The 24,944-nt window shown below is 66.4% G+C and carries 21 protein-coding genes and 1 pseudogene; 13 read left to right on the forward strand and 9 right to left on the reverse strand.

All coding sequences use genetic code 11. From position 1 onward, the window contains the following. Positions 1-81: 81 nt before the first annotated feature. The gene (locus tag RND78_RS03695) at positions 82-2,643 is read left to right on the forward strand and encodes an EAL domain-containing protein (protein WP_312726171.1); all 2,562 of its coding nucleotides are present in this window, start codon (positions 82-84) and stop codon (positions 2,641-2,643) included. Positions 2,644-2,817: 174 nt separating this feature from the next. Here RND78_RS03695 and RND78_RS03700 read toward each other — a convergent pair whose 3' ends face one another. After that, a complete protein-coding gene (locus RND78_RS03700) occupies positions 2,818-3,780 on the reverse strand; it encodes a GlxA family transcriptional regulator (RefSeq protein WP_312726173.1) in 963 nt (320 codons plus the stop codon). A gap of 431 nt (positions 3,781-4,211) precedes the next feature. Further along, positions 4,212-6,170: an acetate--CoA ligase gene (acs, locus tag RND78_RS03705; RefSeq protein ID WP_312726174.1), complete on the reverse strand. Its 1,959-nt coding sequence runs from the start codon at positions 6,168-6,170 to the stop codon at positions 4,212-4,214. 160 nt (positions 6,171-6,330) lie between these two features. On the opposite strand from acs, the gene RND78_RS03710 reads away from it, so the two are divergent. Further along, positions 6,331-6,681: a 4a-hydroxytetrahydrobiopterin dehydratase gene (locus tag RND78_RS03710; protein WP_059226420.1), complete on the forward strand. Its 351-nt coding sequence runs from the start codon at positions 6,331-6,333 to the stop codon at positions 6,679-6,681. Positions 6,682-7,061: 380 nt separating this feature from the next. Here the strand turns inward: RND78_RS03710 and RND78_RS03715 are convergent, their stop codons facing one another. Then, complete coding sequence (locus RND78_RS03715) at positions 7,062-7,475, reverse strand: VOC family protein (RefSeq protein WP_059226419.1); 414 nt, start codon at positions 7,473-7,475, stop codon at positions 7,062-7,064. Between the two features lie 124 nt (positions 7,476-7,599). Between RND78_RS03715 and RND78_RS03720 the strand changes: the two genes are divergently transcribed. Both RND78_RS03720 and RND78_RS03725 read left to right on the forward strand, forming a co-directional pair. After that, positions 7,600-7,824 (forward strand): hypothetical protein, encoded by a 225-nt coding sequence (locus tag RND78_RS03720; protein ID WP_059226418.1) that lies wholly within the window; start codon positions 7,600-7,602, stop codon positions 7,822-7,824. A gap of 2 nt (positions 7,825-7,826) precedes the next feature. Then, complete coding sequence (locus tag RND78_RS03725) at positions 7,827-8,279, forward strand: GNAT family N-acetyltransferase (protein WP_312726175.1); 453 nt, start codon at positions 7,827-7,829, stop codon at positions 8,277-8,279. Here RND78_RS03725 and RND78_RS03730 read toward each other — a convergent pair. Then, positions 8,276-8,488: a DUF3820 family protein gene (locus RND78_RS03730; protein ID WP_312726176.1), complete on the reverse strand. Its 213-nt coding sequence runs from the start codon at positions 8,486-8,488 to the stop codon at positions 8,276-8,278. The genes RND78_RS03725 and RND78_RS03730 overlap by 4 nt on opposite strands. A gap of 122 nt (positions 8,489-8,610) precedes the next feature. Between RND78_RS03730 and RND78_RS03735 the strand changes: the two genes are divergently transcribed. The 3 genes and pseudogenes from RND78_RS03735 to RND78_RS28155 all read left to right on the forward strand — a co-directional run bounded on the left by RND78_RS03735 (position 8,611) and on the right by RND78_RS28155 (position 11,610). Continuing rightward, positions 8,611-9,420 carry an SDR family NAD(P)-dependent oxidoreductase gene (locus RND78_RS03735; protein WP_312726177.1) on the forward strand — a complete coding sequence of 270 codons (810 nt, stop codon included), beginning with the start codon at positions 8,611-8,613 and terminating at the stop codon, positions 9,418-9,420. 561 nt (positions 9,421-9,981) lie between these two features. Beyond that, positions 9,982-10,749 (forward strand): annotated as a pseudogene (locus tag RND78_RS28150) (MCP four helix bundle domain-containing protein); the annotation flags it as partial. 153 nt (positions 10,750-10,902) lie between these two features. Further along, the gene (locus RND78_RS28155; protein ID WP_409457018.1) at positions 10,903-11,610 is read left to right on the forward strand and encodes a methyl-accepting chemotaxis protein; all 708 of its coding nucleotides are present in this window, start codon (positions 10,903-10,905) and stop codon (positions 11,608-11,610) included. Between the two features lie 69 nt (positions 11,611-11,679). On the opposite strand, the gene RND78_RS03745 is transcribed toward RND78_RS28155, so the two are convergent. Beyond that, positions 11,680-11,967 carry a hypothetical protein gene (locus RND78_RS03745; RefSeq protein ID WP_312726179.1) on the reverse strand — a complete coding sequence of 96 codons (288 nt, stop codon included), beginning with the start codon at positions 11,965-11,967 and terminating at the stop codon, positions 11,680-11,682. A 280-nt stretch (positions 11,968-12,247) separates the two neighbouring features. On the opposite strand from RND78_RS03745, the gene RND78_RS03750 reads away from it, so the two are divergent. Continuing rightward, on the forward strand, positions 12,248-12,940 hold the full coding sequence (locus tag RND78_RS03750; RefSeq protein WP_312726180.1) for an aspartate/glutamate racemase family protein: 693 nt from the start codon (positions 12,248-12,250) through the stop codon (positions 12,938-12,940). Here RND78_RS03750 and RND78_RS03755 read toward each other — a convergent pair. Beyond that, a complete protein-coding gene (locus tag RND78_RS03755; protein WP_312726181.1) occupies positions 12,937-14,241 on the reverse strand; it encodes a leucine-rich repeat-containing protein kinase family protein in 1,305 nt (434 codons plus the stop codon). The genes RND78_RS03750 and RND78_RS03755 overlap by 4 nt on opposite strands. Positions 14,242-14,889: 648 nt before the next feature. Between RND78_RS03755 and RND78_RS03760 the strand changes: the two genes are divergently transcribed. The 4 genes from RND78_RS03760 to RND78_RS03775 all read left to right on the forward strand — a co-directional run bounded on the left by RND78_RS03760 (position 14,890) and on the right by RND78_RS03775 (position 20,554). Next, positions 14,890-16,647, forward strand: coding sequence for an EAL domain-containing protein (locus tag RND78_RS03760; RefSeq protein WP_312726183.1), 1,758 nt, complete (start codon positions 14,890-14,892; stop codon positions 16,645-16,647). A gap of 74 nt (positions 16,648-16,721) precedes the next feature. Beyond that, the gene (locus RND78_RS03765) at positions 16,722-17,966 is read left to right on the forward strand and encodes an EAL domain-containing protein (protein WP_312726185.1); all 1,245 of its coding nucleotides are present in this window, start codon (positions 16,722-16,724) and stop codon (positions 17,964-17,966) included. A 132-nt stretch (positions 17,967-18,098) separates the two neighbouring features. Continuing rightward, positions 18,099-19,346 carry a diguanylate cyclase gene (locus RND78_RS03770; RefSeq protein WP_312726187.1) on the forward strand — a complete coding sequence of 416 codons (1,248 nt, stop codon included), beginning with the start codon at positions 18,099-18,101 and terminating at the stop codon, positions 19,344-19,346. A 128-nt stretch (positions 19,347-19,474) separates the two neighbouring features. After that, positions 19,475-20,554 (forward strand): SMP-30/gluconolactonase/LRE family protein, encoded by a 1,080-nt coding sequence (locus RND78_RS03775; RefSeq protein ID WP_312726189.1) that lies wholly within the window; start codon positions 19,475-19,477, stop codon positions 20,552-20,554. Between the two features lie 79 nt (positions 20,555-20,633). Here RND78_RS03775 and RND78_RS03780 read toward each other — a convergent pair whose 3' ends face one another. Both RND78_RS03780 and RND78_RS03785 read right to left on the reverse strand, forming a co-directional pair. Then, entirely contained in the window at positions 20,634-20,990 is a 357-nt protein-coding gene (locus RND78_RS03780) for a hypothetical protein (RefSeq protein ID WP_312726191.1), read from the reverse strand. A 142-nt stretch (positions 20,991-21,132) separates the two neighbouring features. Beyond that, a complete protein-coding gene (locus RND78_RS03785; RefSeq protein ID WP_409457019.1) occupies positions 21,133-22,230 on the reverse strand; it encodes a DUF1615 domain-containing protein in 1,098 nt (365 codons plus the stop codon). A 224-nt stretch (positions 22,231-22,454) separates the two neighbouring features. On the opposite strand from RND78_RS03785, the gene RND78_RS03790 reads away from it, so the two are divergent. Continuing rightward, complete coding sequence (locus tag RND78_RS03790) at positions 22,455-23,666, forward strand: YeeE/YedE family protein (protein WP_312726193.1); 1,212 nt, start codon at positions 22,455-22,457, stop codon at positions 23,664-23,666. On the opposite strand, the gene RND78_RS03795 is transcribed toward RND78_RS03790, so the two are convergent. Beyond that, complete coding sequence (locus RND78_RS03795) at positions 23,663-24,934, reverse strand: hypothetical protein (protein ID WP_312726195.1); 1,272 nt, start codon at positions 24,932-24,934, stop codon at positions 23,663-23,665. The two genes, RND78_RS03790 and RND78_RS03795, sit on opposite strands and share 4 nt — an antisense overlap. Between the last annotated feature and the right edge of the window lie 10 nt (positions 24,935-24,944).

The following is a 24,944-nucleotide window of genomic DNA, read 5'->3' on the forward strand; positions in this document are numbered from 1 at the left end:
ATCACGCGTTATGTTCACCCGTCAGTCGTGTCGATCCGCGAGGCGAAGGCACAGGAAGGCTCATCCAGCCAGGGTCCAGGCATGCATCCATCGTCATCGTCACGTAGCGCGCTGCCGCGTCGCCGGGGGCTCACCCTCATCCTGCGGCTGTTCCCGGCCCTGTGCCTGTTGCTGCTGGGCCTCATCGGCCTGGGCTGCTACCTGCTGGTGGACAATGCCGTGCGCCAGGACGCCAGCGTCGCCGAGCATACCGCACGCACCGTCAGCCGCACCTTCACCCGCCTCGACGAGGAGGTGGCACGCAACCTCATCGACTACAGCAAATGGGAAGAGGCCTATCGCCGCCTCCACCAGACGCTGGATCAGGAGTGGGCCTTCGAGGAGAACAACCTCGGTCCGTCGCTGTTCAAGGTCTATGGGTACGAAGGGGTCCTGGTATACGACGGCCAGGACCAGCCCCGCTATCGCCTGCTCAACGGCGAACTCGCCGAACCGACCGCCCCTTGGCTGGAGGGCAACATCGCCGGCCTGCTGGCGGCCGCCCGTAGCGCGGACGCCCGCGACGGCAGCGTTTCCGGCATCCTCAGCGTGGCCGGCGTGCCAGCCCTGGTCGCCGCCGCCGCCATCACCCCCGGCGACCAGGCAAGCGACCGTGCAACGGACTCGCCGCTGTCGGTGCTGGTCTTCGTCGACCTGCTGAGCCCGGCCAAGCTGGCCGAACTCAGCGCGGCCAACGGCCTGCCGCCCCTGAGCGCGACCACCACGCCCGCTGAAGGCCGTGCCAGCTGGCAATTGCCGGGTTCCAGCTTCCAGCTGACCTGGCGGCCACTACGCCCCGGCCTGTGGCTGATGCAGCAGACCCTGCCGCTGTTCGGCGGTGGCGTGCTGATCCTGCTGCTGGGCCTGGTCTGGCTGCTGCGCCAGGCGCTGACGTCGGCACGGCAGCTGGATGCCCAGTACGACGACCTGCTGGCCAGTCGCAGCGAACTGGCCATCGGCGAACGGCGTTTTCGCGACATCGCCGAGGCCACCTCGGACTGGCTCTGGGAAGTGGACGCCGAGCTGCGCCTGGTCTACGTCTCGGAGCGCTTCGCCGAGGTCACCGGCGAAGCCGCGGAGCTCTGGCTGGGCCGGCCGCTCGCCGAATTGCTGACCCCCCATGCCGACACCCTCGCCCACTGGCTGGCCGGGCACCATCACGAACGCAAGCCGCGACCGCCGCTGATCTGCCACTACCTGGACGGCACCGGCCGCGAAAGAACCTGCCGTGTGGCCGCCCGGGCGATTCCCGAGGGCGGCTACCGGGGCACCGTCACCGACCTCACCGACGAGATCGAGGCCCTGGCCCAGGTCCAGCACCTGTCCTGGCACGATCCCCTGACCGGCCTACCCAATCGCCATCGCCTGCACCAGTTCCTGGCGACCCATCTGGAGGGCCCGGAGCCCCAGCCCCTGGCCCTGCTCAGCCTGGACCTGGATCGTTTCAAGACGGTCAACGACGCCCTCGGTCATGCAGCCGGCGACCAGGTGCTGCAAGAGGCGGCGCAGCGACTGCGACAGAACGTGACCGCCAGCGACCTGGTGGCGCGCCTGGGTGGCGACGAATTCTGCGTGGTGCTCGGCGGCGAACGCGGGCCGGGGGCCATCGCCGACCTGTGTCGACGGCTGGTGGAACAGCTGCGCCAGCCCTTCCGGCTCGGCGAGCAGCGGGTGTTCATCGGCAGCAGCATCGGCGTCGCCCTGGCCCCACGGGATACCGGTATCCCCGCCGAGCTGTTGCGCCTGGCCGACATCGCCCTCTACCAGGCCAAGATCTCCGGCCGCGGCACCTGGCGTTTCCACGAGCCGGCCATGAACGACGAGGTGCTGCAGCGCCGCCAGTTGGAGCAGGATCTGCGCCAGGCGCTGCGCGACGATCAGCTCAGCCTCTACTACCAACCCCGGCGGCGGCTGGCCGACGGTGCCCTCAGCGGCTTCGAGGCCTTGGTGCGCTGGGAACACCCGACCCAAGGCCTGCTGGAACCCCTGGACTTTCTTGCCCTGGCCGAGGATGCCGGCCTGGCGCAGCGGCTCGGCCAGTGGGTGCTGGAAACCGCTTGCCACGATGCCCAGGGCTGGCCGGAACACCTCTCGGTATCGGTGAATCTGTCGCCCCAGCAATTCCACGCCAACGAAGACCCGGTGCAGAGCGTGGCCGAGGTGCTCTATCGCAGCGGCCTGCCGCCCCGGCGCCTGGAGCTGGAGCTGACCGAACGCACCCTGCTCGATCCGGCGGCGGACATCTCCAACACCCTGGCCGCGCTCAAGGGCCTGGGCGTGCGCCTGTGCCTGGACGACTTCGGTTCCGGGCTCTGCTCCCTGGCCTATCTGCGCCGCTACCCGCTGGACGGCATCCGCATCGACCGCAGCCTGATCGAGAAGCGCGACCGCGCCCCGGAAGACTGCGCCCTGGTGCGTGCCCTCATCGACCTGGGTCGCTCCCTGGGCCTGACGGTTACGCTCAAGGGCGTGGAAGACGCCGACCACCTGCGCCTGCTGCAGCGCCTGCCAGCGGACGAGATCCAGGGCTTTCATTGCGGCCAACCGCTACCGGCGAATCGCCTGGGTGTCTGGCTGGAAGAGCCGGCCCCGGTACAGCCCTAGTGTGGTGTTTCAGAAGTTCGTGCAAGAATTGGCGAGTGATTTTGGTTCGGTTCGGCGCTCCGACTGAGCTAGGCGCTGCGACGAGTCATAGCAGGGCTATGGCGAGGAGCGGCAACGCCGCTCAGGGGCCAAAAGCGCCGCCAAAATTGTGTAGTTAACGTCTGAAACATCACACTAGCGTTCGGCCATCACGTTGCCCTCGCCGCTCGCCCCGCGCCGCTGGTTGCGGTCGTCACGGGGGGTGACGCCGAAGAAGTTGCGGTAGGCGCTGGAGAAGTGCGGGCCCGAGGAAAAGCCGCAGGACAGCCCGATCTGGATGATGGACTTGCTGGTCTGGGTGAGCATCTTGCGTGCCCGGTTCAGCCGCAGTTCCAGGTAATACTGGCTGGGCACCCGCGCCAGGTACTGCTTGAAGATACGCTCCAGCTGCCGCCGCGACACGCAGACGTGCTGGGCGATCTCGTCGGTGGTGAGCGGTTCCTCGATGTTGGCTTCCATCAGCATCACCGCCTGGGTCAACTTGGGATGGCTCGAGCCCAGGCGATTCTTCAGCGGAATACGCTGCCGCTCGCTGCCTTCACGCAGGCGCTCGACGATCAGTTCCTCAGCGATGGCGCCGGCCTGTTCGGCGTCGCGGTCACGGCCGATCATGGCCAGCAGCAGATCGAGAATGGCCAGGCCGCCGCAGGCGGTCAAGCGGTCGCGGTCCCATTCGTAGAGATGGTGGGTGGCGATGACCTTGGGATGCTGCTCGCTGAATTCCTCCAGCCAGCGCCAGTGCACGGCGGCGCGATGGCCGTCGAGCAGACCCAGCTGGGCCAGCACCTGCACGCCCGCGGAAAAGCCGCCCATGACCACGCCGGCACGGGCGTTCTGGCGCAGGGCGGCGGCCAGGGGCGGCGGCAAGGCGCGCGGTGGCTCGTCGGCCAGCACGAACAAGCGATCCAGCCGCTCCAGCTGGCCCTCCCAGTGGCCACCCGGCAGGCGCGGCTGCAAGTCGCTGGCGACTTGCAGAAAACGCACCTCGTAGGGCGTATCGCCCGAATGGCGAGCGGCGAGTTCCAGCGCTTCCTCGACCAGGCCCACGGTCAGCGGACGGACGTCGGGCCAAAGCAGAAAGGCGATGCGGGTGGTCATCTAACGTCTGGCTTCCTGTCGAGAGCGGCGATGGCGGACCGATCCAGGGACCGCGCACCGGAAGACCCTTGTGGGGTGGAGGGCATGGTACGCCGGCGCGTTGCCCCTGTCCCGGCCTTTGCGCCGGTGGCGGATCGACGTGCCCGCCGACCCGCCGGCTGGCGCGATTCTAGACCCAGCCAGGCGGTGGCGGCTTTTACCCTGGCGACAACTCCTTACAGGAGCGGCGCGCCCAAAAAGAAACCGCCCGCTACCTAAGGGTAGCGGGCGGCTCGGGGCGATAAGAGCCTGTTCAAAGTCTGCTGCGCGTCGGCCAAACCGCGTTGAAAATGGCTTCGGAATGCTCATTTACCACTCGTAAACTCCGCTTCCTCAGCCATTTTCGCCTTGTTTTGCTCTAGCTCGCGAGACGTTGAAAAGGCTCTAAGAGATCAGGCGACGGCCTGGTTCATCTGCTTGTGGGTACCGACCAAGTGCTGGACCACCCCCGGATCGGCCAGGGTGGAGATGTCGCCCAGGGCGTCGTATTCGCCCACGGCGATCTTGCGCAGGATACGCCGCATGATCTTGCCGGAGCGGGTCTTCGGCAGGCCTGGCGCCCATTGGATGACGTCGGGCGTAGCGATGGGGCCGATCTCCTTGCGCACCCACTGCTTGAGTTCCTGACGCAAGGCCTCGCTGCCCTCCTCGCCCTGGTTGAGGGTGACGTAGACGTAGATGCCCTGGCCCTTGAGGTCGTGGGGCATGCCCACCACCGCGGCCTCGGCCACCTTGGGATGGGCCACCAGGGCGCTCTCGATCTCGGCGGTACCCATGCGGTGACCGGAGACGTTGAGCACGTCGTCGACGCGGCCGGTGATCCAGTAGTAACCGTCCTCGTCGCGCCGGGCGCCGTCGCCGGTGAAGTACATGCCCTTGAAGGTCTTGAAATAGGTGTCGACGAAGCGGTCATGGTCGCCATAGATGGAGCGCGACTGGCCCGGCCAGGAATCGAGGATCACCAGATTGCCTTCCACGGCGCCGTCGAGCAGATTGCCTTCGTTGTCCACCAACGCCGGCTGGACGCCGAAGAAGGGCCGGGTCGCGGAACCGGGCTTCTGGCCGATGGCGCCCGGCAGCGGGCTGATGAGGATGCCGCCGGTCTCGGTCTGCCACCAGGTGTCGACGATGGGGCAGCGCTCCTGACCCACGGTCTTGTAGTACCAGTGCCAGGCTTCGGGGTTGATGGGCTCGCCTACCGAACCGAGCAGGCGCAGGCTGCTACCGTCGATGCCGCGCATGGCGGCGTCGCCCTGGGCCATCATGGCGCGGATGGCGGTGGGCGCGGTGTAGAGGATATTGACCTTATGCTTGTCCACTACCTGCCCCATGCGGGTCACGTCCGGGTAGTTGGGCACACCCTCGAACAGCAGGGTGGTGGCGCCATTGGCCAGGGGGCCATAGACGATGTAGCTGTGGCCGGTGATCCAGCCGACGTCGGCGGTGCACCAGTAGACCTCACCGGGCCGATAGTCGAAGACCCGCTCGTGGGTCAGGGCGGCATAGGTCAGGTAGCCGCCGGTGGTGTGCAGGATGCCCTTGGGCTTGCCGGTGGAACCGGAGGTATAGAGGATGAACAGCGGCGCCTCGGCGGACATCTCCTTGGGCTCGCAGTGCTCCGGGGCCACCGAGGTGATGTCCTCGTACCAGACGTCGCGATGGCGATTCCAGACGATGTCGGCGCCGGTGCGCTTGCAGACGATCACCTTGCGCACCGAGTAGGTGGCCGGATTGGTCAGGGCCTCGTCGACGTTGGCCTTGAGTGGGATCTTGCGGCCGCCGCGCACGCCCTCGTCGGCGGTGATCACCAGCTTGGACTGGCAGTCGCTGATGCGGCCGGCCAGGGATTCGGGCGAGAAGCCGCCGAACACCACCGAGTGCACGGCGCCGATGCGGGCACAGGCCAGCATGGCCACTACCGCCTCGGGGATCATCGGCATGTAGATGGTCACCACGTCGCCGCGGTGGATGTCCTGGCCGCGCAGGGCGTTGGCCAGTTGGCAGACCTCGCGGTGCAGCTCGCGATAGGTGATGTGGCGGCTGTCGGCGGGATCGTCGCCTTCCCAGATGATGGCGGTCTGGTCGCCACGGGTTTCCAGGTGCCGATCCAGGCAGTTGTAGGAGGCGTTCAGGGTGCCGTCGGCGAACCACTGGATATCGACGCGATGGTCGTCGAAGGACGTCTGCTTGACCCGGCTGAAGGGCTTGATCCAATCCAGGCGCTGGGCCTGCTCGCGCCAGAAGCCATCGGGGTTGAGGATGGACTGCTGGTACAGGCGACGATAGGTGACCTCGTCGGTCAGGGTCCGGGAAGCGACTTCCGCGCGGACCGGGTAAAAGGCGGCACTCATGGGACGATCTCCTCGGCGGGAAACTGTTGTTCTTGTTGTCGTCCGTTGTACGGCGCGTACCCGCTTCGAGCCATTCGACCATGGTCGGACGGGACGCCGGGAGTTGACTGGCGGGTCTGCTACCCTGGGCGCCTCACCCTCTATGCCCGCCGGAGCATCCATGGCCGATCTCGCCCACTCCCATTGCGTTCCCTGCCGTTCCAACGAACCCGCGCTGAGCGAGGCCGCCAGCGCCGAGCTGCTCAAGGCGGTCCCCGGCTGGACCCTGGTGGAACGCGAGGGCATTCCCCGCCTGGAGCGACGCTATGCCTTCGGCAACTTTCTGGAGGCCCTGGACTTCACCAACAGGGTCGGTCGGGAAGCCCAGGACGAAGACCATCACCCGGCCCTGCTCACCGAGTGGGGCGGCGTGACGGTGAGCTGGTGGACCCACAACATCGGCGGCCTGCACCGCAACGACTTCATCATGGCGGCGCGCACCGATGCCGTCGCCCTGGCCGCCCAGGCCTAAGATTCTGCTCAACGTCTCGCGAGCGAGACGACGGGGCCGCCCAGGCGGGGCTGGCGACCCAGGCCATTCTCAACGCCTCTTGGCCGACGCACAGCAGACCTCTTATCGCGGCCATGGGCCGCTCCTACGGGATAGATCGGTGCCTGTAGGAGCGGCCCATGGCCGCGATAAGGACAGTTGCGCCTACAATCAGAACATCATCGTAGAAGCATAGGCATCGCCATGATCGCTAAAGCCTGAGGAGGCGGATCGAACCCGCGCTCGGATTTACGAGTGGTAAACGAGCATGGCGACGGAGCCTCCCAGGCGAGGCTGGCGACCCAGGCCATTTTCAACGCCGTTTGGCCGACGCGCAGCAGACGTTGAACAGGCTCTACGCCTCAAGCGCTGGCCTCGACCAGCCCCGCAGCATGCACGAAGCACAGCTTGTTGCCCTCTGGATCGCGGCAATAGGCGGCGTAGAAGTCCGCGCCGTAGCCGGGGCGCACCCCGGGCGCCCCTTCGTCGCTGCCGCCCAGTTGCAGGGCGCGGTGCCAGGCCGCCTCCACGGCCGCCGGCGTAGGCGCGGCAAAGCTCACCTGGACGCCATTGCCCCAAGAGGCCGGCAGGCCGTTGAACGGCAGTTGCACATAGAATTGCGGCCATGCCCGCCCCGGGCGCTGCCAGCCGCAACCGGGCGGGCCGCCGTCGTCTTCCAGCGGCATCCGCACCAGACCGAGTTCGTGCAAAACGCTGTCATAGAATCCAATCAGGCGCTCCAGATCGCGCGCGCCTACCTGTACATGGCTGAACATGGGCTCTCTCCCGCTTGCAGGGGCCATCAGGCCACGGTAGACCAGTCCGCCGCGGCTGCCTATCGGCTCGACAAGCCTGGTTCGGACGGTTAGCGTGGCGGCCTTTACCTTTGACGACATGCCCATGAATCTGCGCAACCTCCCCCGCCTGACCAAGATCGGTCTGGTCTTCTTCATCCTCGGCCTGCTGGGCGTGGCCTTCGCCCTCTACGGTCTCTACCAGGGGCCCCGCCCTGCCGACCCCGGCGCGATCCGCAGCCTGCTGTTCGCGGCGGGGCTGCAGTTGACCGGCTACGTACTGCTCAACCGCAACCGCTTCCGCTTCATGTTCGGCCGGCGCAAGGACTGAGGATGGCTATCGACTGGTCCTGCCGCGCCGCCCAGGCGCTGACCACCGCCGAACTCTATGCCGCCCTGGTGCTGCGCGCGCGGGTCTTCGTGGTGGAGCAGCAATGCATCTATCCGGATGCCGACGGCCTGGACCTGGCGGCAGACGTCTGGCACCTGTTCGGCTGGCAGGAGGGCGCCTTGCATGCCTACCTGCGGCTGCTTGGTAAAGTGCGCGACGAGGTGGTGATCGGCCGGGTGATCGTCGCTCCGGAAGGTCGCGGCAGCGGTCTTGGTCATCGGTTGCTGGAGGAAGCCCTGCGCGCCTGCGCCGAGCGTTGGCCGGGGCGTCCGCAGTTCCTTTCCGCCCAGGCCCATCTGCAGGCCTACTATGGCCGTTACGGCTTCACGTCCTGCTCGGCGGTGTACGACGAGGATGGCATTCCCCATATCGATATGCGTCGCACGGCCAGCTAACGCCGCCGCAGCGGGTCGAGCAGCGGCTTGAGCCCGTTATGGTCGATCTCCTGCATCAGCGCCAGCAACCGGCCCAGTTCGCCCGCCGGAAAGCCACTGCGGGCGAACCAATTGAGGTAGTGACCCGGCAGGTCGGCCAGCAGCCGGCCGGCGTACTTGCCATAGGGCATGGTCCAGGTCACCAGGGCTTCCAGATCCGCGGATTGCATCGCTTGTCTCCTTCGAACGGCGTGGCGATTATGCCATGCCGGCTCGGGTTACTCGTCGGCCCGGAGGAGCGCCAAGCGGCCCTCGCGATCCCAGCAACATCAGACCAGCAGAGGATTCAAGCATGAACACTGTGTCCCGGCCGCTGGCCGCCGTCACCGGCGCCTCCAGCGGCATCGGCTTCGAACTGGCCAAGCAGCTGGCGCGCCATGGCCACGACCTGCTGCTGGTCTCCCGCGGCGATGGCCTCGACGCCGCCGAACGGGAATTGCGCGCCCTGGGGGTCAAGGTCTGGAGCCATGCCGCCGACCTGCGGACGGCGGTGGGCGTGGAGGAAACCTATCGCTTCCTCCGGCGCCAGGGCCGTCCGCTGGACGTACTGGTGCTCAATGCCGGAGTCGGCCTGGGCGGCGCCTTCGTCGGCCAGACGCGCCTGGAAGAGGAGCTGGCGCTGATCCAGCTCAACGTCATGTCCACCGTGCACCTGGCCAAGCTGGTGCTGCCGGAAATGGTGGCAGCCGGTCGCGGGCGGGTGCTCTTCACCTCCTCCATCTCGGCGACGGCTCCCATTCCCTTCGAAGCCGTGTACGGTGCCTCCAAGGCCTTCATCAACTCCTTCGCCTTCGCCGTGCGCAACGAACTCAAGGACAGCGGCGTGACCCTTACGGTGCTCATGCCCGGCCAGACGGACACCAATTTCTTCCATCGGGCCGGCGAGGACGACACCAGCGTCGGCGCCGGCCCGAAGAACGACCCGGCGCAGGTGGCTGCCCAGGGCTACGCAGCCCTGATGCAGGGGCTGGATCACGTCTATGGAGGCGGCCCCGAGGTGCAGCATGAAGGCGAGGTGCTCAATCGGATCGAGAGCGAGGCCGAGCAGGCCGAACGCCATCGCGCCTGGTCAGAGCCTGGATCGGCGGATCGCGACAATTGAAACGACCCTGACCATCGGGGTGCCGCGTTACACCGGCACCCTGGCTCACGGAAGTTTCAGCCTTACTGTTGGTCTTATTTAGAACAGTTGATCTAGATCGAACCTTTCGATACCGGCATTAAACTTCCGAGACCTCTCCAACCTGGAACCAGGGTCCTTGACAAGCGCTTTAAAAGGCCAGTCGTCATTTCTCCGCAACGCTTTAATAAAAGTTGTAAATGGCAATAACCGACGCCCCACCCATCTCCCTACCGTATAGTTCTCTCCACCTGTCCTAGCCAGGCTTGTCGCGAACTTCCTTCCAGCACGCTGTTGACGAGCCAATCCGAAGTCGTACCTCAGGTTTGGAAGATGAATCGATTCATCTTCCAAGACCAAAGCGTTTTTCCGACAGAATAATAACGCCATTAAATTGCCGACTCAAAAACCAACTAATAACACCCATTCAACAAATGACCGATCAGGGTCTATTTACGCACTCCCATCGGACCGAACGTTTCAGACCTCGTGTTTTTTGAAACAGTATTTTTAAGGAATACCGTGTTGGCCGAGGAGTGGAAGATGTCCCTACGTGATCTGAAAATAGGCAATCGTGCTTTATTGTGTTTCACCAGCTTCGCCGTGCTGCTGATCTGTATCGGCAGCTTCAGCCTGGTACAGATCGGCAAGCTGCGCGACAGCGAGCAGCAGGTCGAGCAGAACACCTTGCCCAGCGTCATGCAGGCGGCCTTCCTGGAATCCACCATCCTGCGCATTCGCCTGGAAACCCTGAGATTCATCAGCACCTCGGACCCCGACCTGAGCCACAAGACCGAGGCGCTGCTCAAGCAGGAGCGCGAGGCCTTCGTCCAGGGCGTCAGCGACTACCAGAAGCTGGTCAGCGCCGAAAGCGAGCGCCGGGCCTACCAGGAGCTGCTTCAACTTGTCGGGCCCTGGCGCAGCGCCTTGGACGAGGTGCTACGGCAATCGGAGAGCAATGGCATGCAGGCGGCCCAGGCGGTGGTGACCCAGAGCTTCCGTCCGCTCAGCGAGCCGTTGCTGGCCAAGGTCCAGGCCCTGATCAAGGCCAACCACGAAGAGGCCGCCCTGGTCGGGCATGAGGCGACCACGCTCTATCATGAGAGCCTGACCTATGTCATCGCCAGCATGGTCCTGGCCCTGGTGATGACCCTGCTCATCGCCTGGCGCTTCACCCAGAGCCTGGTGGTGCCGGTGCGGCGCAGCATGGCGGTGGCCGAGAGCATCGCCGATGGCGACCTGCTGCAGTCTTGGCAGGATGAAGGCCGCGACGAGATCCATCAACTGAGCCTGAGCTTCGAGCGGATGCGCCTGAACCTGGTGCAGACCCTGCAACAGATCAGCGATTCCGCCATCCAGCTGTCTTCCGCCGCGACCGAGATGCACGCCGTGACCGAGGACGCCAACCGTGGGCTCAACCAGCAGAACCAGGAGATCGAACAGGCCGCCACCGCCGTCAACCAGATGACCGCCGCCGTGGAAGAAGTGGCTCGCAATGCGGAGAGCACCTCGAGCGAAGCCCGCAGTTCCGACCTGGCCTCGCGCCAGGGCAAGGCCAGCGTCGAGCAGACCGTGCAGGCCATCGAGGCCCTCAATGGCAACGTGGTCGACAGCAGCGACCGCATCCAGCAACTGGCCAATGACGTCGGCAACATCACCAAGGTCCTGGAGGTGATCCGCGGGGTCGCCGAACAGACCAACCTGCTGGCGCTCAACGCCGCCATCGAAGCCGCTCGCGCCGGCGATGCCGGCCGCGGTTTCGCCGTGGTGGCCGACGAGGTGCGGGCCTTGGCGCAGCGTACCCAGCAGTCGACCCAGGAGATCGAGGCCGTCATCGGCCAGGTCCAGCGCGGCAGCAGCGAGGCGGTCAACACCATGAACGCCACCGCCAGCCTGGCCCAGCGTACCCTGGCCCTCGCCCGAGACTCCGACCAGTCGCTGGCGGTCATCACCGGCGCGGTCACCGGCATCACCGAGCGCACCACCCTGATCGCCACCGCCGCCGAGGAACAGGCCCACGTTGCCCGGGAAGTCGACCGGGCCCTGGTCACCATCCGCGATCTCTCGGTGCAGAGCGCCGCCGGCGCCAGCCAGACCGCCACGGCCAGCAGCCAACTCTCGCAACTGGCGGTGCAGATGAATCAGCTGGTGGGACGCTTCAAGGTCGCCTGACGCAAGCGACACAGAGCGAACGGCCCGGCTCCCTGCCGGACAGTCGCTCGGTCGCTCCGCTCAGGACACTCAATTGATCGGCTTGGCCCCCGGCGCGTCGCACTTGGCGAACTTGCCCTTGGCATCCTTGCACTGCACGGCCTTGGTCTTGGCGGCCGCGCATTTCACGAACTTGCCCTGGGCATCCCGACAGGGCGCCGCCTGGACGGTGGCGGATGCGAAGAGGGTCAGGGTCAAGGCAGCAAACAGGGCTTTCAGCATGGCGATCACCTCCAGGGCCGGGAATGGCCAATCGAAGCGTAGCTCGGGGGTGGCAGCTCTGCCATGGGGAACACGGGATCCGTGGGAGCGGCTCATGCGCATCGCTTGGGAGATCGCGGCCGTGGCGGCCCGCCGATGCAGCCACTCCTACAACGGCGGGATGCTTCCGTAGGAGCGGCCCATGGCCGCGATAAGACAGTGGTTCCTACCGATACCTCGACCTCATCCGCTGTTTCTCGTGAGAAAGAATTACGCCCTGACAGCCTGCCGGCCTTTGAGCGGCCGACTGTACCGCCCGATCTGCACCCCACTGCCCCTCACCCAAGGCTCCGATAATCGCCAAGATGCCCATTCACCAACTGTCGTGAGAAAACCCATGCGCACCCTGGGCCTGTTGGGCGGTATGAGCTGGGAGAGTTCGGCGCAGTACTATCGCCTCGTCAATGAAGAAGTCCGCCGCCGGCTGGGCGGCAGCCATTCGGCGGCCTGCCTGCTGCTGTCGGTGGATTTCGCCGAGATCGCAAAGCTTCAGCATGCGGGCGACTGGGCCACGCTGGGTCGGCAACTGGGTGGGGCAGGACGGCAGTTGGCGGCGGGTGGCGCCGAGGGCCTGGTGCTCTGTACCAATACCATGCATTGCCTGGCCGCGGAGATCGAAGCGGCCAGTGGGCTAGCGCTGCTGCACATCGCCGATCCCACGGGAGCGGCAATCCGCGCCCGGGGACTGAAGACCATCGGCCTGTTGGGGACGGCCTTCACCATGGAGCAGGCCTTCTACCGGGAACGACTGGCGCAACGCTTCGACCTGGAGGTGCTGACGCCCGCCCCCGTGCAGCGCCAGGTCGTGCATCGCATCATCTATGAAGAACTGGTGCGCGGCGACGTCCGGCCGGCCTCGCGGGACGCCTATCGCAGGGTCATCGCCGAGCTGGTCGCCCAGGGCGCCGAAGGCATCGTGCTCGGCTGTACCGAGATCATGCTGCTGGTGGACCAGAGCGACAGTGCGGTGCCGCTGTTCGACACCACCACCCTGCACGCCCTGGCCGCCGTGGACTGGGCGCTCAGCTAGCCCTGTAGGCGCCGCGCGACCTCGGCCAGCAGCGGGCGTGCGTCCAGGGTGCGCTGCTGGCACTCCTCGGCCAGCGCCACCAGGTCCGCCGCGACCGGCTCGCTGCAACGGGCCAGCCACTCCTCCAGCAGGATGCCGAAGGCGCGACTCTCGAAGCGCTGCAGGCGCGCGGCCTGGCGGGTATCATCGGGTAGCAGCGAAGCACCCCCGAAGTCGCCGAGCAGGCAGCGCGCCCCGCCGTCCCAGAGGATGTTGTGGGCATAGAAGTCGCCATGCACCAGGCCGCGGGCGTGCAGATGCGCCAGGGCACTGGCCATGCCGCCAGCCATCCCCTGCACCGCAGCGGCGCCGAAGCGGGTGTCCTCCTGATAGACGTCGCGGCTGCAGGTGGTGAAGCTGGGCGGACCGGCCAGGTTGCCGAAGGCCGGCTCCACCAGTTCCAGCACCAGACCGCTACGCTGTTCGGGATGCTCGGCTAGGTCGCCGAGAGCGCCGATCAGCCAGGGATGGGTGCCGGCGCTGAGGCTGGCGGCGCTTTCGCTTTCTGGGGTACCGTCGCTGGTCATGCTGCCCTTGAACAGCTTGACCGCCACCTCCCGCACTCCGCTGGGCGATTGCCAGCGCGCCTGGTGGATGATGCCGGACGCGCCCTCGCCCAGCCGTTCACCGAGCACCAGATCGTTCCAGGCGATGCGCTGCTGGCGCGCCGCCTGGGCCCGCACCGCCTGCTCACGGGCGGCGCCCAGCGGGTTGTCGCCGTAGGCCAGCCAGGTCAGGCGGGGCAGGTCGAGGATGGCCGGCGGCAGCGCCGTGAAGCGATTGGCCGACAACCGCAGCAGCTCCAGCTGGTGCAGATCGGCCATGGACGCCGGCAGGGCTTCCAGCCGGTTGCCGGCCAGCATCAGCTTTTGCAAGGCGGGCCGCTCACCCAGGGCGGCGGGCACCTCGGCGATGCGATTGTCGGTAAGGATCAGCCAGCGCAGCCGCGGCGGCAAGGCCGCGGCGCTCACCCGCTCCAGTGCGCAGGCCTTGAAGCCGATCATCTCCAGGTTGGGCATTGTGCCCAGCACCTCGGGCAACTCGCTGAAGGGATTGCTCGAGCAGAACAGGATACGCAGCCGGTGCAGTCGACCGAGGTCGGCAGGCAGACTGCGCAGTCGATTGCCCGACAGGTCGAGGATCTCGAGGCTGTCGGCCAGGGCATAGATCTCCTCTGGAAACTCGGTCAGGTCGGCGCGCAGGGTCAGGCGCGTGGCCCCGGCCAGTTCGCCGGCGCGCAGCCGGGCTAGGGTATCCGTCATGGGAAAGCGACTCTCACTGTCTGGGAAGAACCGGGATCAGGCCGGCGATGGCGCGGACGTCAGGCTAGTGTTTCAGATGTTCGCACAAGAATTGGCGAGTGACCTCTCGGTCGCTTCGGCGGCCTGTTGGACCAGGTGCCGCGACGACTCATGGCCGGGCCATGGCGAGGAGTGGCAACACCGCCAAGGTCGACAAGCGCCGCCCACTTGTGCAGTAAACTGCTGATGCACCACACTAGCACGACTGACTTCTGGCGGCGGCCTCCATGCGGCAGAATGAGCGTCACTCCAGCTTCTGGAATAGCTCGCCGTGACCAGCGTCGCGCCGACGAATCGGCCACCTGCTCGGACGCACAGGCCATCTGGGACAGACACGTCGAGCAGGGTTTCATCGATGTCGAACAGGCAGTTGACGGCAGGAATTCCAGGCAGGCTGCGCTCGCGCCCGCTGGCGCACGCGACCTCTACCCGTGCCTGGGTTCACGGGGTTGCCAAGCGCAACGACGCAGCTAAAGTCCTCGGGGTGCCTGCCGACATTCTCAGGCAAGCGGCCTCTTCCGACGCCGCCCCGCTCGGCTTGGATGGCAACCCCTCCCACAGGAGACCCGTTGCTCGTACAAGGCTCGTCGACATCCCCGAGATCGCCTGATGGTCGCTGCCCCGCCCAACGAAGATGACCGCCTGAACGCCCTGCACGCCCTGGAGCTCCTCGACTCGGCGCCAGCGGAGGAATTTGATCGCCTCTGCGAGCTGGTCGCCAGCAGCTTCAACGTGCCGACCGCGCTGATCAGCCTGGTGGATCGCGACCGCCAGTGGTTCAAGGCCCGGGTCGGCTTCGAGTTGGCGCAGATGCCGGTGGAAGATGCCTTCTGCGCCCATACCATCCAGAGCGCGGATGGCCGCCTGGAGATCAACGATGCCCGCTGCGATGCGCGCTTCAGCCACAATCCGCTGGTGATACGGGCACCGCACGTGCGCTTCTATGCCGGCTCCTCGCTGGTCACCGAGGGGGGCTATGCCATCGGCAGTCTCTGCATCCTCGATAACCAGCCACGCGAGCTGAATTCGGCGGAGCGCAAGCGGCTGGACGACTTCGCCGCCCAGGTGATGCGTCTCATCGCCCTACGCCAGCACCTGCGCCGCCGCGATCCGGTCAGTGGCCTGCCCAACCGCCAGCAGTTCCAGGCCGATGTCGCCCAGCTGGCCGAGCTCCATCCGGGCGAGGTGCGCCTGCTGGTGCTGGTGGACCCACTGGATACCCGGTGGAAGGAACAACTGATCCTGGCCCAGGGCATGTGGCCGTTCGAGACCTTCCTGCGCTGCCTGGCGCTGCGCCTGTGCGAGGCCCTGAGCGGGCGCGCCAAGGTCTATCACGTGGACACCAAGAGATTCGCCTTCCTGCTGCCGGCGGACTGCGACTACCCACCGCTGCTGGATAGCCTGATCGCCCAGTTGCGCGCCCCGGTGCAGGCCGACCAGATCCCTATCGATCCACCGGTGAAGGCCGGCGTGGTGCCCTTCACCCTGAGCCCCGACGACGTACGCGACCTGCTGCGCAAGGGGATGGTAGCGGTCGACCAGGCGGCCCTGGGCCCGCGCTACTGGGGCACCTACGAGCGACCGCAGGACGAGGCCTTCCAGCGAATCTTCCAGCTGGTCCGGCAAATCCCCGAAGCCCTCGAGCGCGGTGACTTCAGCCTGGCGTTCCAGCCGCGCCTGGCGCTGCCCGGAGGCGCGCTGCGCAGCGCCGAGGCCCTGCTGCGCTGGACCCATCCGCAGCTCGGCCCCATCGCGCCCGGCGACTTCATCCCGGCGATCGAGAAGACCGCGCTGATCCACACCGTCACCCGCTGGGTGGTCCGCACCGCCATCGCCCAGCTGGCGCGCTGGGGCAGTCGCTATACCGGCAGGCTGTCGCTCAACCTGTCGCCGCGCGACTTCGACGAGGGCGATCTGGTCGAGCTGCTGCGCGAGACCTGCCAGCAACAGGGTGTGCTCCCGCAGCGACTGGAAATGGAAATCACCGAAGACACCTGGTTGCGCCGCAATCCGGGGGCCATCGCCCAACTGCACGAGTTGCGGTCCCTGGGGGTGGAGATCGCCATCGACGACTTCGGCAGCGGCTACAGCAACTTCGCCTACCTCTATGAACTGCCGATCACCAGTGTCAAGCTCGACCGTTCGCTGCTCCACGACCTGCCCACCGATCCGCGCAAGCAGGAAGTGATCAGGGCGCTGCTGACGCTGATCGGCAAGCTGGGCTATCGCCGGGTCGCCGAGGGGATCGAGACGGAAGAGGTACTGACCTTCCTGCAGGACGCCGGTTGCGACGAAGTGCAGGGCTATCTGCTGGCCCGCCCCATGGCGCTCCCCGCCTTCGAAGCCTGGTACGACGCGCGGCGCTGATCGACGTCATTTGACTGACAAATTCACTTCAGCCTCTACACTGGTTCGTGTCGTAGTATCCCAGGAGTGAGGACATGAGGGCTTCGAGTACCGAGTTGTTGGATGTCGTCGGCCTGGACACGGGAGATCTGAGCAGCCAAGGCTGCATCGACAAGGTGCTGCACGCGCTACGCACCCATCTGGACATGGACGTGGCCTTCCTCGCCGAATTCCGCGAGCAGGATCGCGTATTCCGTAACGTCGACGCCGAGCCAGGGGCACCGCTCAAGGCCGGTGACGCCCTGCCGCTCAGCCAGGGCTATTGCCAGCAGGTGGTCAAGGGCCACCTGCCCGAATTCATCCCCGACACCCGTGCCCTGGGCGCCACGCGCCTGATCCCGGAAACCCGCAGCGTGCCCATCGGGGCGCACCTGAGCGTGCCCGTGCGCCTGAACGACGGCGAATTGTTCGGCACTTTCTGCTGCTTCAAGTACCAGCCCGATCCCACCCTGAGCCCCCGTGACCTGGAGCTGGTGCGCACCTTCGCCGAACTGGTGGCCGATCGGCTCAGCCTGGACGTCTCCAGTCGGCGCGGCCAGGTGGAGATGCGCCAGCGCATCCAGGGTGCCGTGGCTGCGCACCAGCCGAGCATCGTCTACCAGCCGATCTACTACCTGGCGGACCTGCGCATCGCCGGCTGGGAGTCGTTGTCGCGCTTCCACTGCCCGCCGCAGCGCAGCCCCGACCTGTGGTTCTCCGAAGCCAGCGCGGTGGGCCTCGGCGACGAACTCGAAGAGAGCGCCATGCGTTATGCCCTGCAAGGTCTGCAGCGCCTGCCGGGCGATACCTACCTGACCATGAACTGCTCGCCGCAGACCATCCTCGGCGGTCGCCTGCCGGCGCTGCTGGCCGGTACCGCCCCCGGACGGCTGGTGCTGGAGATCACCGAGCATGCCGAGGTGGACGACTACGACACCCTGCATGCCCAGTTGCAGCCATTGCGCGCCCAGGGCGTACGCCTGGCCGTCGACGATGCCGGCGCCGGCTATGCGAGCCTGAGGCACATCCTCCGGCTGCGACCGGACATGATCAAACTGGACATGAGCCTGGTGCGCGACATCGACCACGACGCCGAGCGCCGGGCGCTGGCCTCGGCGATCATCGCCTTCGCCCGGGAAACCGGCAAGGAGGTCATCGCCGAAGGGGTGGAGACCCTGGCCGAACTCCACGCCTTGAAAGCCTTGAATGTCGACAAGGTACAGGGCAACCTGCTGAGCAGGCCGCTACCCCGTGACGAGGCGCTGCGGCTGCCGCGCCATCGGCAGCTCGAAACGCTCTGAACAGAACGTGGCGAACGCACGGTCGGCGACCTTCAAGTTGCCGAACGTGCGGTCGATATGCCTGGAGTGAGTCTCGCCCCAACCGCCCAGGCCCCGCGCTCGGTCGATCATTGCCTTTCGCAGGAGTTATCGGTGCGTTCCATCCTGGTCATCGAAGACAGCCCCATGGTCCTCAAGATCCTGGCGCACCTCTTTCGTCAGCAGCGCGACTTCGAGCCGGTGTTCTGCGCCACCCTGGCCGAAGCCGAGGTGATGCTGGAGACCTCGGGCGGCCTGTTCTTCGCCGCCCTGGTGGACCTCAACCTGCCCGATGCACCCAATGGCGAGAGCGTCGACCTGGTGCTGCGTTATCGACTGCCCTGCATCGTGCTCAGTGGCTCCTACGACGAACGTCGGCGCGACGACCTGCTGACCAAGGGCGTGGTCGATTACGTGCTCAAGGAGAGCCAATACTCGTACGAATTTGCCTTTCGCCTGCTGCGCCGGCTGGAGAGCAATACCGGGGTGAAGATCCTCATCGCTGAGGATTCCGACGCCACCCGCAACTACATTCGTCACGTACTGACGCCCCACCGCTATCAGTTGCTGGACGCCCGTGACGGCAATGAGGCCTTGCGTCTGCTGCAGGAGCAGCCCGACATCGACCTGCTGGTGGTCGACCACAGCATGCCCGGCATCAGTGGCTTCGAACTGGTGCAGATGCTACGGCAGAAGCTGCGCCGCAACGATCTCTGCATCATCGGCCTCTCGGCCGACGAGAAGGGCTCGCTCAGCGCCAAGTTCATCAAGCAGGGCGCGGACGACTTCCTCCGGAAACCCTTCTGTCCCGAAGAACTCAACTGCCGCGTGGTGTCCACCCTGGAGCGCCGGGATCTGCTGCGCGCCCTGACCCATGCCGCCCAGTACGATTCCCTGACCGGACTGCGCAATCGCCGCTCTTTCCAGGACCAGGCGCTGGAATGGTTTCGCCAGGCCGAGCGAGAGGGTCAGTCGCTGAGCGTGGCCATGCTCGACCTGGATCACTTCAAGCGCATCAACGACGAACACGGCCATGCCAGCGGCGACAGCGCCCTGGTGGTGTTCTCCCAGGCCCTGCTGCGTACCCTGCCCCAGGACCTCACCGGACGCCTGGGCGGCGAGGAATTCGCCCTGGTCAGCCGCCTGCCGCCGGAGCAGTTGCTGCAGGCGCTGGACCTGCTGCGCCGCTACTGCCAGGCACAGGTCTACGCGCCCGGCGCACCTCCGCTGTCGTTCAGCGCCGGGGTCTTCGCCGGGGTGCCGGACGACCTGGAAGGCTTTCTCCATGAGGCCGATCGCCGCCTCTACCAGGCCAAGCACCAGGGTCGCGGGCGTACCTGCCTGACGCTCGACGCCGACTGAGCGCCACCGCGGGTTGGCACGTTACACCGCAAGACATATGATGTCATATGATTGTCCTCCAGCAGTCGGCGGCCTGCCGTGGTGGATGATCTGCGCCTTGCCCACAATAACAATCAAGGACTCGCTTCATGACCGATGCCTTCCCGGGCCTTGCCCGACCGCTATCCCGTCGCCGCCTGCTCCAGCATGGCCTCGTCTGCGGCACGGCGCTCGCCCTGCCCGCTCTCGCGCGAGCCGCCGAACCCCTCAGCCAGCGTTACCCCGATCCCCTGATCGAGATCCTCGACGACCGCTTCCTGGAACTGCGCCTCTTCAATGCCAGCGTCGAACGCCTGGCCACTGGCCTGCGTTGGGCCGAAGGCCCGGTCTGGATCGGTGACGGCAACTACCTGCTGATGAGCGATATCCCCAACAACCGCATCGTGCGCTGGGACGAGGTGAGCGGCCGACTGGACACCTATCGTGCCCAGGCCAACTTCGCCAATGGCCTGACCCGCGACCGCCAGGGCCGGTTGATCGCCTGCGAAGGCTCAACCACTCACGGCCTGGGGCGACGGATCACCCGCACCGAGCATGATGGGCGCCTCACGGTGCTGGCCGATGCCTTCGAGGGCAAGCCGTTCAATTCGCCCAACGACGTGGTGGTCAAGCGCGATGGCTCCATCTGGTTCAGCGATCCGCCGTTCCAGGCCAACAGCGACTACGAAGGCCACCGGGTCAAGACCGAACAGCCCGATGGGGTCTATCGCATCGATGGCGAGAGCCTGGTGGTGACGCGGGTGATCGACGAGCTCAACGGCCCCAACGGCCTGGCCTTCTCGCCGGACGAGAAGTTGCTCTACGTGGTGGAAGGCCGCGCCAAGCCCAATCGCCTGGTGTGGGCCTATGGCGTCCAGGACGATGGCAGCCTGGGGGAACGGCGCAAGCACATCGAGGCGCTGGAGTACGGCGCCCTGGACGGCATCAAGTGCGACGTGGCGGGCAATCTCTGGTGCGGCTGGGGCAGCAGCGGCGCGCCGGCGGCCAAGCCCGAGGCCCTCGACGGGGTGCGGGTCTTCGATCCGAGCGGCAAGGCACTGGGCCATGTCCACCTACCGGAGCGCTGCCCGAACCTGTGCTTCGGCGGAGCGGAAGGCAACCGGCTGTTCATGGCCGGCTCCCACTCGCTGTACAGCCTCTACGTCAATATCCGCGGCGCCGGGCTGTAGGTTCGGGAGGAAGGTCGAGGAGCGAAGCTCAGGCGAGGCCCCGGTTGACATGGCATCGCCGAGCCCGGCCGGCCAGCCGTCAGCGGGATTCCGGCGGCGAGCGTTCGGCCAGCACGGCCAGGGAGTCGAGCACCTTGTCCAGGGCGTAGGCCGCCTCGAAGCGCGCCAGGTTTTGCGTGAGATCGGCCAGGCTGGTGGTGATTCCCAGCCAGTTGCCCAGGCCGATCTGGCGCGCCGCCTCGGGTAGTGAACAGCCACCGCCGCGTCGCTCCAGCCAGGCCAGCACCAGCTCGGGTGGGGTATCGGCTTCCAGGCCGAGAGTACGCAGCAGGCGCAGCGCCTTGGCCTGCTCGCGCGGCGGAATGCGCAGACTGGGCGCAGGGTTGGGTTGGTCGACGACGAGCGTCAACCCGGACCCGGAAGGGAAATCGGCCATCTGGACCTCTAGGGACTACACCAGAACCGGACGGCGCAAGGCCGCTGCATGTCGCCATGGTAGGCCAATAGTCTGGCTAAGTGCCATCCCCTCCCTTGATCCTCGTCCGCCAGGCGCCACCGTTCGGCGACGACTGCCGCCGTCAGCCTTTGGCACGGCTCAGGCAGCGCTGCCAGCGCTCCTCGACCCGTTGGGCGAACCAGGCGGTAGTGAGGTTACGGGTGATCTTGGGACTTTCCAGGGTGATGCCCGGCAGCACGGCGCGTGGCAGCGTCCGTCCGGCCTTGCGCTCGGCCAGGGCATAGACCTTGGCGTAGAGATCGGTCTCGGCGAACTCCGCCGAAGCGCCCGCTTCCAGGTCGTGGCGAATGGCGATGTCGCTCATGCCCAGGGCCGGCGCCAGGCGGTTCACTGCCCGCTCGGTCTCGCCCATGGCCCGCGAGCCCGGCACCACCAGATCGCCGTCCAGCGCCAGCTTCACTCCGGCGGCTCGACTCACCGCGCTCTGGAAGGCGGCGTTGCGACTGGCGTACCAGCCGGCGTTGAAATCGGCGAAGCGGTACAGCGGCGAGGGATAGTCGACGGGATAGCCGAGCAGGTGCGCGGTGCCGAAGTAGAGACCACCGCGACGGCTGAACACCTCATGGCGGATGGAGCCCTGCCGGTCATAGGGATAGTCGCGGGCGTGGGCCTCGGCGAACTCGATGCTGACCTGCATGGGACCGCCGGTGCGCACCGGATTGAAGCGGCCGAACAGCTGGCCGCCCAGCGGCACCATGGCGATGAAGTCCTCGAAGATCAGGCTCAGTTCGCGCTCGGTGTGCGCGCCGTCCAGGCGCTCGACGTAGGTCTTGCCGGTGGGAGACTGGAGATTGAGTGCCGCACGCACCAGCAGTGGAGGCACATAGGCCCGAGCCGCGCGCCGGTCGATCTCCTCACGCGCGATGCGACCGAGGCCCGGTACCGGTGGATCGACTCGGTAGGTGGACTCCTGCTCCACCACCGCCAGCACGGCGCACAGATTCTCGGTCGAAGGATCGAGGCGCTGGGCGCTGAAGGCACTCTGGATGTCAGCGGCCCAACCCTGGCGATCCGCCACGCTGGTTGGTAGCAAGCGCAGGAGTTCGGCACGGACCTCGGTCGGGGAACGCTGTGGACCTTGCGAGGTGGGTGTCAGGCTACAGCCCGCCAGCAGCACCGCCGCCAGGAGCGCGGGCCCGCGCCAGGCGCGAGGTGACAAAGAGATCGAAAACGGCAAGCGGGCAACGGACGACACGGCGATTCCTTGGAAAACGTCTGGCCGCTTTGACCACGTTCCGCAGGAAACGACCGATCGGCCGGGGTTATAACCAGTAGTCATATGCTTGTAACGGATTCATTCAACAACCGGGATTCAGCCAGTGGGCACCAGCGGCAAGTCCGACTAAAATAGTCGGACTTTAGTTCGAAGCTACTGGAAAGATGATGCAGCAGACCTCCACCCTCTCCGCACCCCGCCTGCCTTGGCCCGCACTCTGGGCAGCGCTGCTGCTCGCCCTGGGCATGGTCTTCGTCGGCCAGACCGTGGGTAGCCGCCAGGCGCTCCTGCTGCTGGTCGGCGGTGCCCTGGGCTTGACGCTCTACCATGCGGCCTTCGGCTTCACCTCGGCCTGGCGGGTATTCATCCGCGACCGCCGCGGCGCTGGCCTGCGTGCCCAGATGATGATGCTGGCCATCGCGGTGCTGCTGTTCTTCCCGGCGCTGGGCGCCGGCAGCCTGCTCGGCGAGGTGGTGCGGGGCAACGTCTCGCCGTTGTCCACCTCGGTGGTGATCGGCGCCTTCCTGTTCGGCATCGGCATGCAACTGGGCGGGGGCTGCGCCTCCGGCACCCTCTTCACCGTGGGTGGCGGCAATGCGCGGATGCTGGTGACCCTACTGTTCTTCATCATCGGCTCGGTGGTCGCCACCCATCATCTGGGCTGGTGGTTCGCCCTGCCCAGCCTGCCGCCCACCTCGCTGGTGACCAGCCTGGGCGTACTGCCCGGCATCCTGGTCAGCCTAGCGGCCTTCGCCCTGATCGCCTGGATCTCGGTGGTACTGGAGCGGCGGCGCCATGGCCAGCTGGAAGCCAGGCTGCCCGGAGAACACCAGGGTGTGGCGCGGCTATTGCGCGGCCACTGGCCGCTGGTCTGGGGCGCCATCGCCCTGGCGCTGCTCAACTTCGCAACCCTGGCCCTGGCCGGTCGCCCCTGGGGCATCACCTCGGCCTTCGCGCTGTGGGGCGCCAAGGGTGCGGGGCTGCTGGGGCTGGACGTCTCCGGCTGGGCTTTCTGGCAGCAACCAACCAATGCCAAGGCGCTGGCCGAGCCGTTCTGGTTCGACGTCACCAGCGTGATGAACCTCGGCATCGTGCTCGGTGCCCTGGTCGCGGCGGGCCTGGCGGGTCGCTTCGCTCCCAGCCTGCGCATCCCCGCGCGCTCACTGGTGGCGGCGGTCATCGGCGGCCTGCTGCTCGGCTACGGCGCGCGCCTGGCCTACGGTTGCAACATCGGCGCCTACTTCAGCGGCATCGCCTCGGGCAGCCTGCACGGCTGGCTGTGGCTGGTGGCGGCCTTCGCCGGCAACGGTGTTGGCGTACGGCTGCGCCCGCTGTTCTTCCCCAGCGAGCGCCGCGTGGAACGCCTGACTGGTTGCTAGACCGGCAACGGCTGGCGACCGGCCGGCAAGGCGCCCGGTCGCTCCTGCATGGTCACCACGCCGTACTGGGGCGCACCATGGAAGGTCTTGAGCGCCTGCATGACGAACAGCAAGGCCGAGGTGCCCTGGTATTCGAAGAGTCCTTGCAGCGGCCAGATGACCATGAAGGCGAGGAACACCGCCAGGGTGAACTCCAGATCCCGCGACAGCTTGCGGGCCACCAGGTAGTGGACGGCGAGCCCGATGGGAATGACCAGGATCGACAGGAAGCCGAAGCGGAACACGGTGCCGAAGATGCCGACGTCGGAGAGGAAGAAGTAGTCGCCGAAGATCGGCTTGAAGCCGTCGTTCCACATCAGGCTGAGGCTACCGCTGGGTAGGCCGTTGTACAGCTGCAGGTGATTGATGATCTGGGAGATGGTGTTCTCCCGGACGTTGTCGGTGGGCCCTTCCTGCACCGAGCGCGCATAGAAATCCAGGTTGAAGCCCAGGGTTTCCAGCAGGTGCGGATAGAGGATCAGCGGCGCGATGGCGATGGCCCCGAACAACGCCGGGCCGATCAGCCGGGCGCGCAGCGCCAGGATGGTGAACACCATGCAGACGATGATCAGCTGGCGGGTCTGCAGCACCACCACGATGGTGGCCAGGAAGAACAACGCCAGCGCCCCGTTGCGCAGCTTGGGCCGCAACTGGCCGTCGAGGAAGGAACGCCCGCGACCGGCGAAGTAGATGCAGATGAAGTAGCCGAAGAAGATGGCACCCGCGCCAGTCGACGCTCGTCCAGGCCGACTGAGGTCCTTCACCTCCTCGCGCAGGTCGGGGAGCATCTTGAAATAGGACAGCCAGCACAGCAGCGCCGAAAGCAGGCCGACCAGGATGATCAGGTTCTCGAACTGGGCGGCGGTCAGCCGCTTGGCCAGGTACAGCACCAGGAAGGCACTGAAGCAGTAGAGCACCCGCCGCTCCTCGATGAGGCCGTAGACCAGCGGCTGGCCCCAGAACAGCTGGGCGAACACCGCCGGCAGGCCGCAGAACACCACCGTCGAAAACAGACAGAAGGCCATCAGCAGGCGGTAGTCGCGCTGCGGCCGATGCCAGGTGCTCAGGGTGAAGAGCGCGAAGAACCCCAGGCAAATCGCCAGGTACAGCTCACCCACGTAGCGGATGCCCACCGGGTTGGTGGGACTCTGCTCGAACACGCCGAACTGCAGGACCATCAGGCCACCCAGGGCCAGAAAACTCAGTCTATTGATCAGCGAACCCGGCATTCCCGGTCTC

It is taken from the genome of Pseudomonas oryzihabitans (genome assembly GCF_032027545.1).
In the GTDB taxonomy this organism is placed as follows: Bacteria; Pseudomonadota; Gammaproteobacteria; order Pseudomonadales; family Pseudomonadaceae; genus Chryseomonas; species Chryseomonas oryzihabitans_F.

Coding starts and splice junctions, on each gene's coding strand:
- RND78_RS03695 (WP_312726171.1), top strand. CDS start 82: ATGCATCCATCGTCATCGTCACGTAGCGCGCTGCCGCGTCGCCGGGGG.
- RND78_RS03700 (WP_312726173.1), bottom strand. CDS start 3,780: ATGACCACCCGCATCGCCTTTCTGCTTTGGCCCGACGTCCGTCCGCTG.
- acs (WP_312726174.1), bottom strand. CDS start 6,170: ATGAGTGCCGCCTTTTACCCGGTCCGCGCGGAAGTCGCTTCCCGGACC.
- RND78_RS03710 (WP_059226420.1), top strand. CDS start 6,331: ATGGCCGATCTCGCCCACTCCCATTGCGTTCCCTGCCGTTCCAACGAA.
- RND78_RS03715 (WP_059226419.1), bottom strand. CDS start 7,475: ATGTTCAGCCATGTACAGGTAGGCGCGCGCGATCTGGAGCGCCTGATT.
- RND78_RS03720 (WP_059226418.1), top strand. CDS start 7,600: ATGAATCTGCGCAACCTCCCCCGCCTGACCAAGATCGGTCTGGTCTTC.
- RND78_RS03725 (WP_312726175.1), top strand. CDS start 7,827: ATGGCTATCGACTGGTCCTGCCGCGCCGCCCAGGCGCTGACCACCGCC.
- RND78_RS03730 (WP_312726176.1), bottom strand. CDS start 8,488: ATGCAATCCGCGGATCTGGAAGCCCTGGTGACCTGGACCATGCCCTAT.
- RND78_RS03735 (WP_312726177.1), top strand. CDS start 8,611: ATGAACACTGTGTCCCGGCCGCTGGCCGCCGTCACCGGCGCCTCCAGC.
- RND78_RS28155 (WP_409457018.1), top strand. CDS start 10,903: ATGACCGCCGCCGTGGAAGAAGTGGCTCGCAATGCGGAGAGCACCTCG.
- RND78_RS03745 (WP_312726179.1), bottom strand. CDS start 11,967: ATGAGCCGCTCCCACGGATCCCGTGTTCCCCATGGCAGAGCTGCCACC.
- RND78_RS03750 (WP_312726180.1), top strand. CDS start 12,248: ATGCGCACCCTGGGCCTGTTGGGCGGTATGAGCTGGGAGAGTTCGGCG.
- RND78_RS03755 (WP_312726181.1), bottom strand. CDS start 14,241: ATGACGGATACCCTAGCCCGGCTGCGCGCCGGCGAACTGGCCGGGGCC.
- RND78_RS03760 (WP_312726183.1), top strand. CDS start 14,890: ATGGTCGCTGCCCCGCCCAACGAAGATGACCGCCTGAACGCCCTGCAC.
- RND78_RS03765 (WP_312726185.1), top strand. CDS start 16,722: ATGAGGGCTTCGAGTACCGAGTTGTTGGATGTCGTCGGCCTGGACACG.
- RND78_RS03775 (WP_312726189.1), top strand. CDS start 19,475: ATGACCGATGCCTTCCCGGGCCTTGCCCGACCGCTATCCCGTCGCCGC.
- RND78_RS03780 (WP_312726191.1), bottom strand. CDS start 20,990: ATGGCCGATTTCCCTTCCGGGTCCGGGTTGACGCTCGTCGTCGACCAA.
- RND78_RS03790 (WP_312726193.1), top strand. CDS start 22,455: ATGCAGCAGACCTCCACCCTCTCCGCACCCCGCCTGCCTTGGCCCGCA.
- RND78_RS03795 (WP_312726195.1), bottom strand. CDS start 24,934: ATGCCGGGTTCGCTGATCAATAGACTGAGTTTTCTGGCCCTGGGTGGC.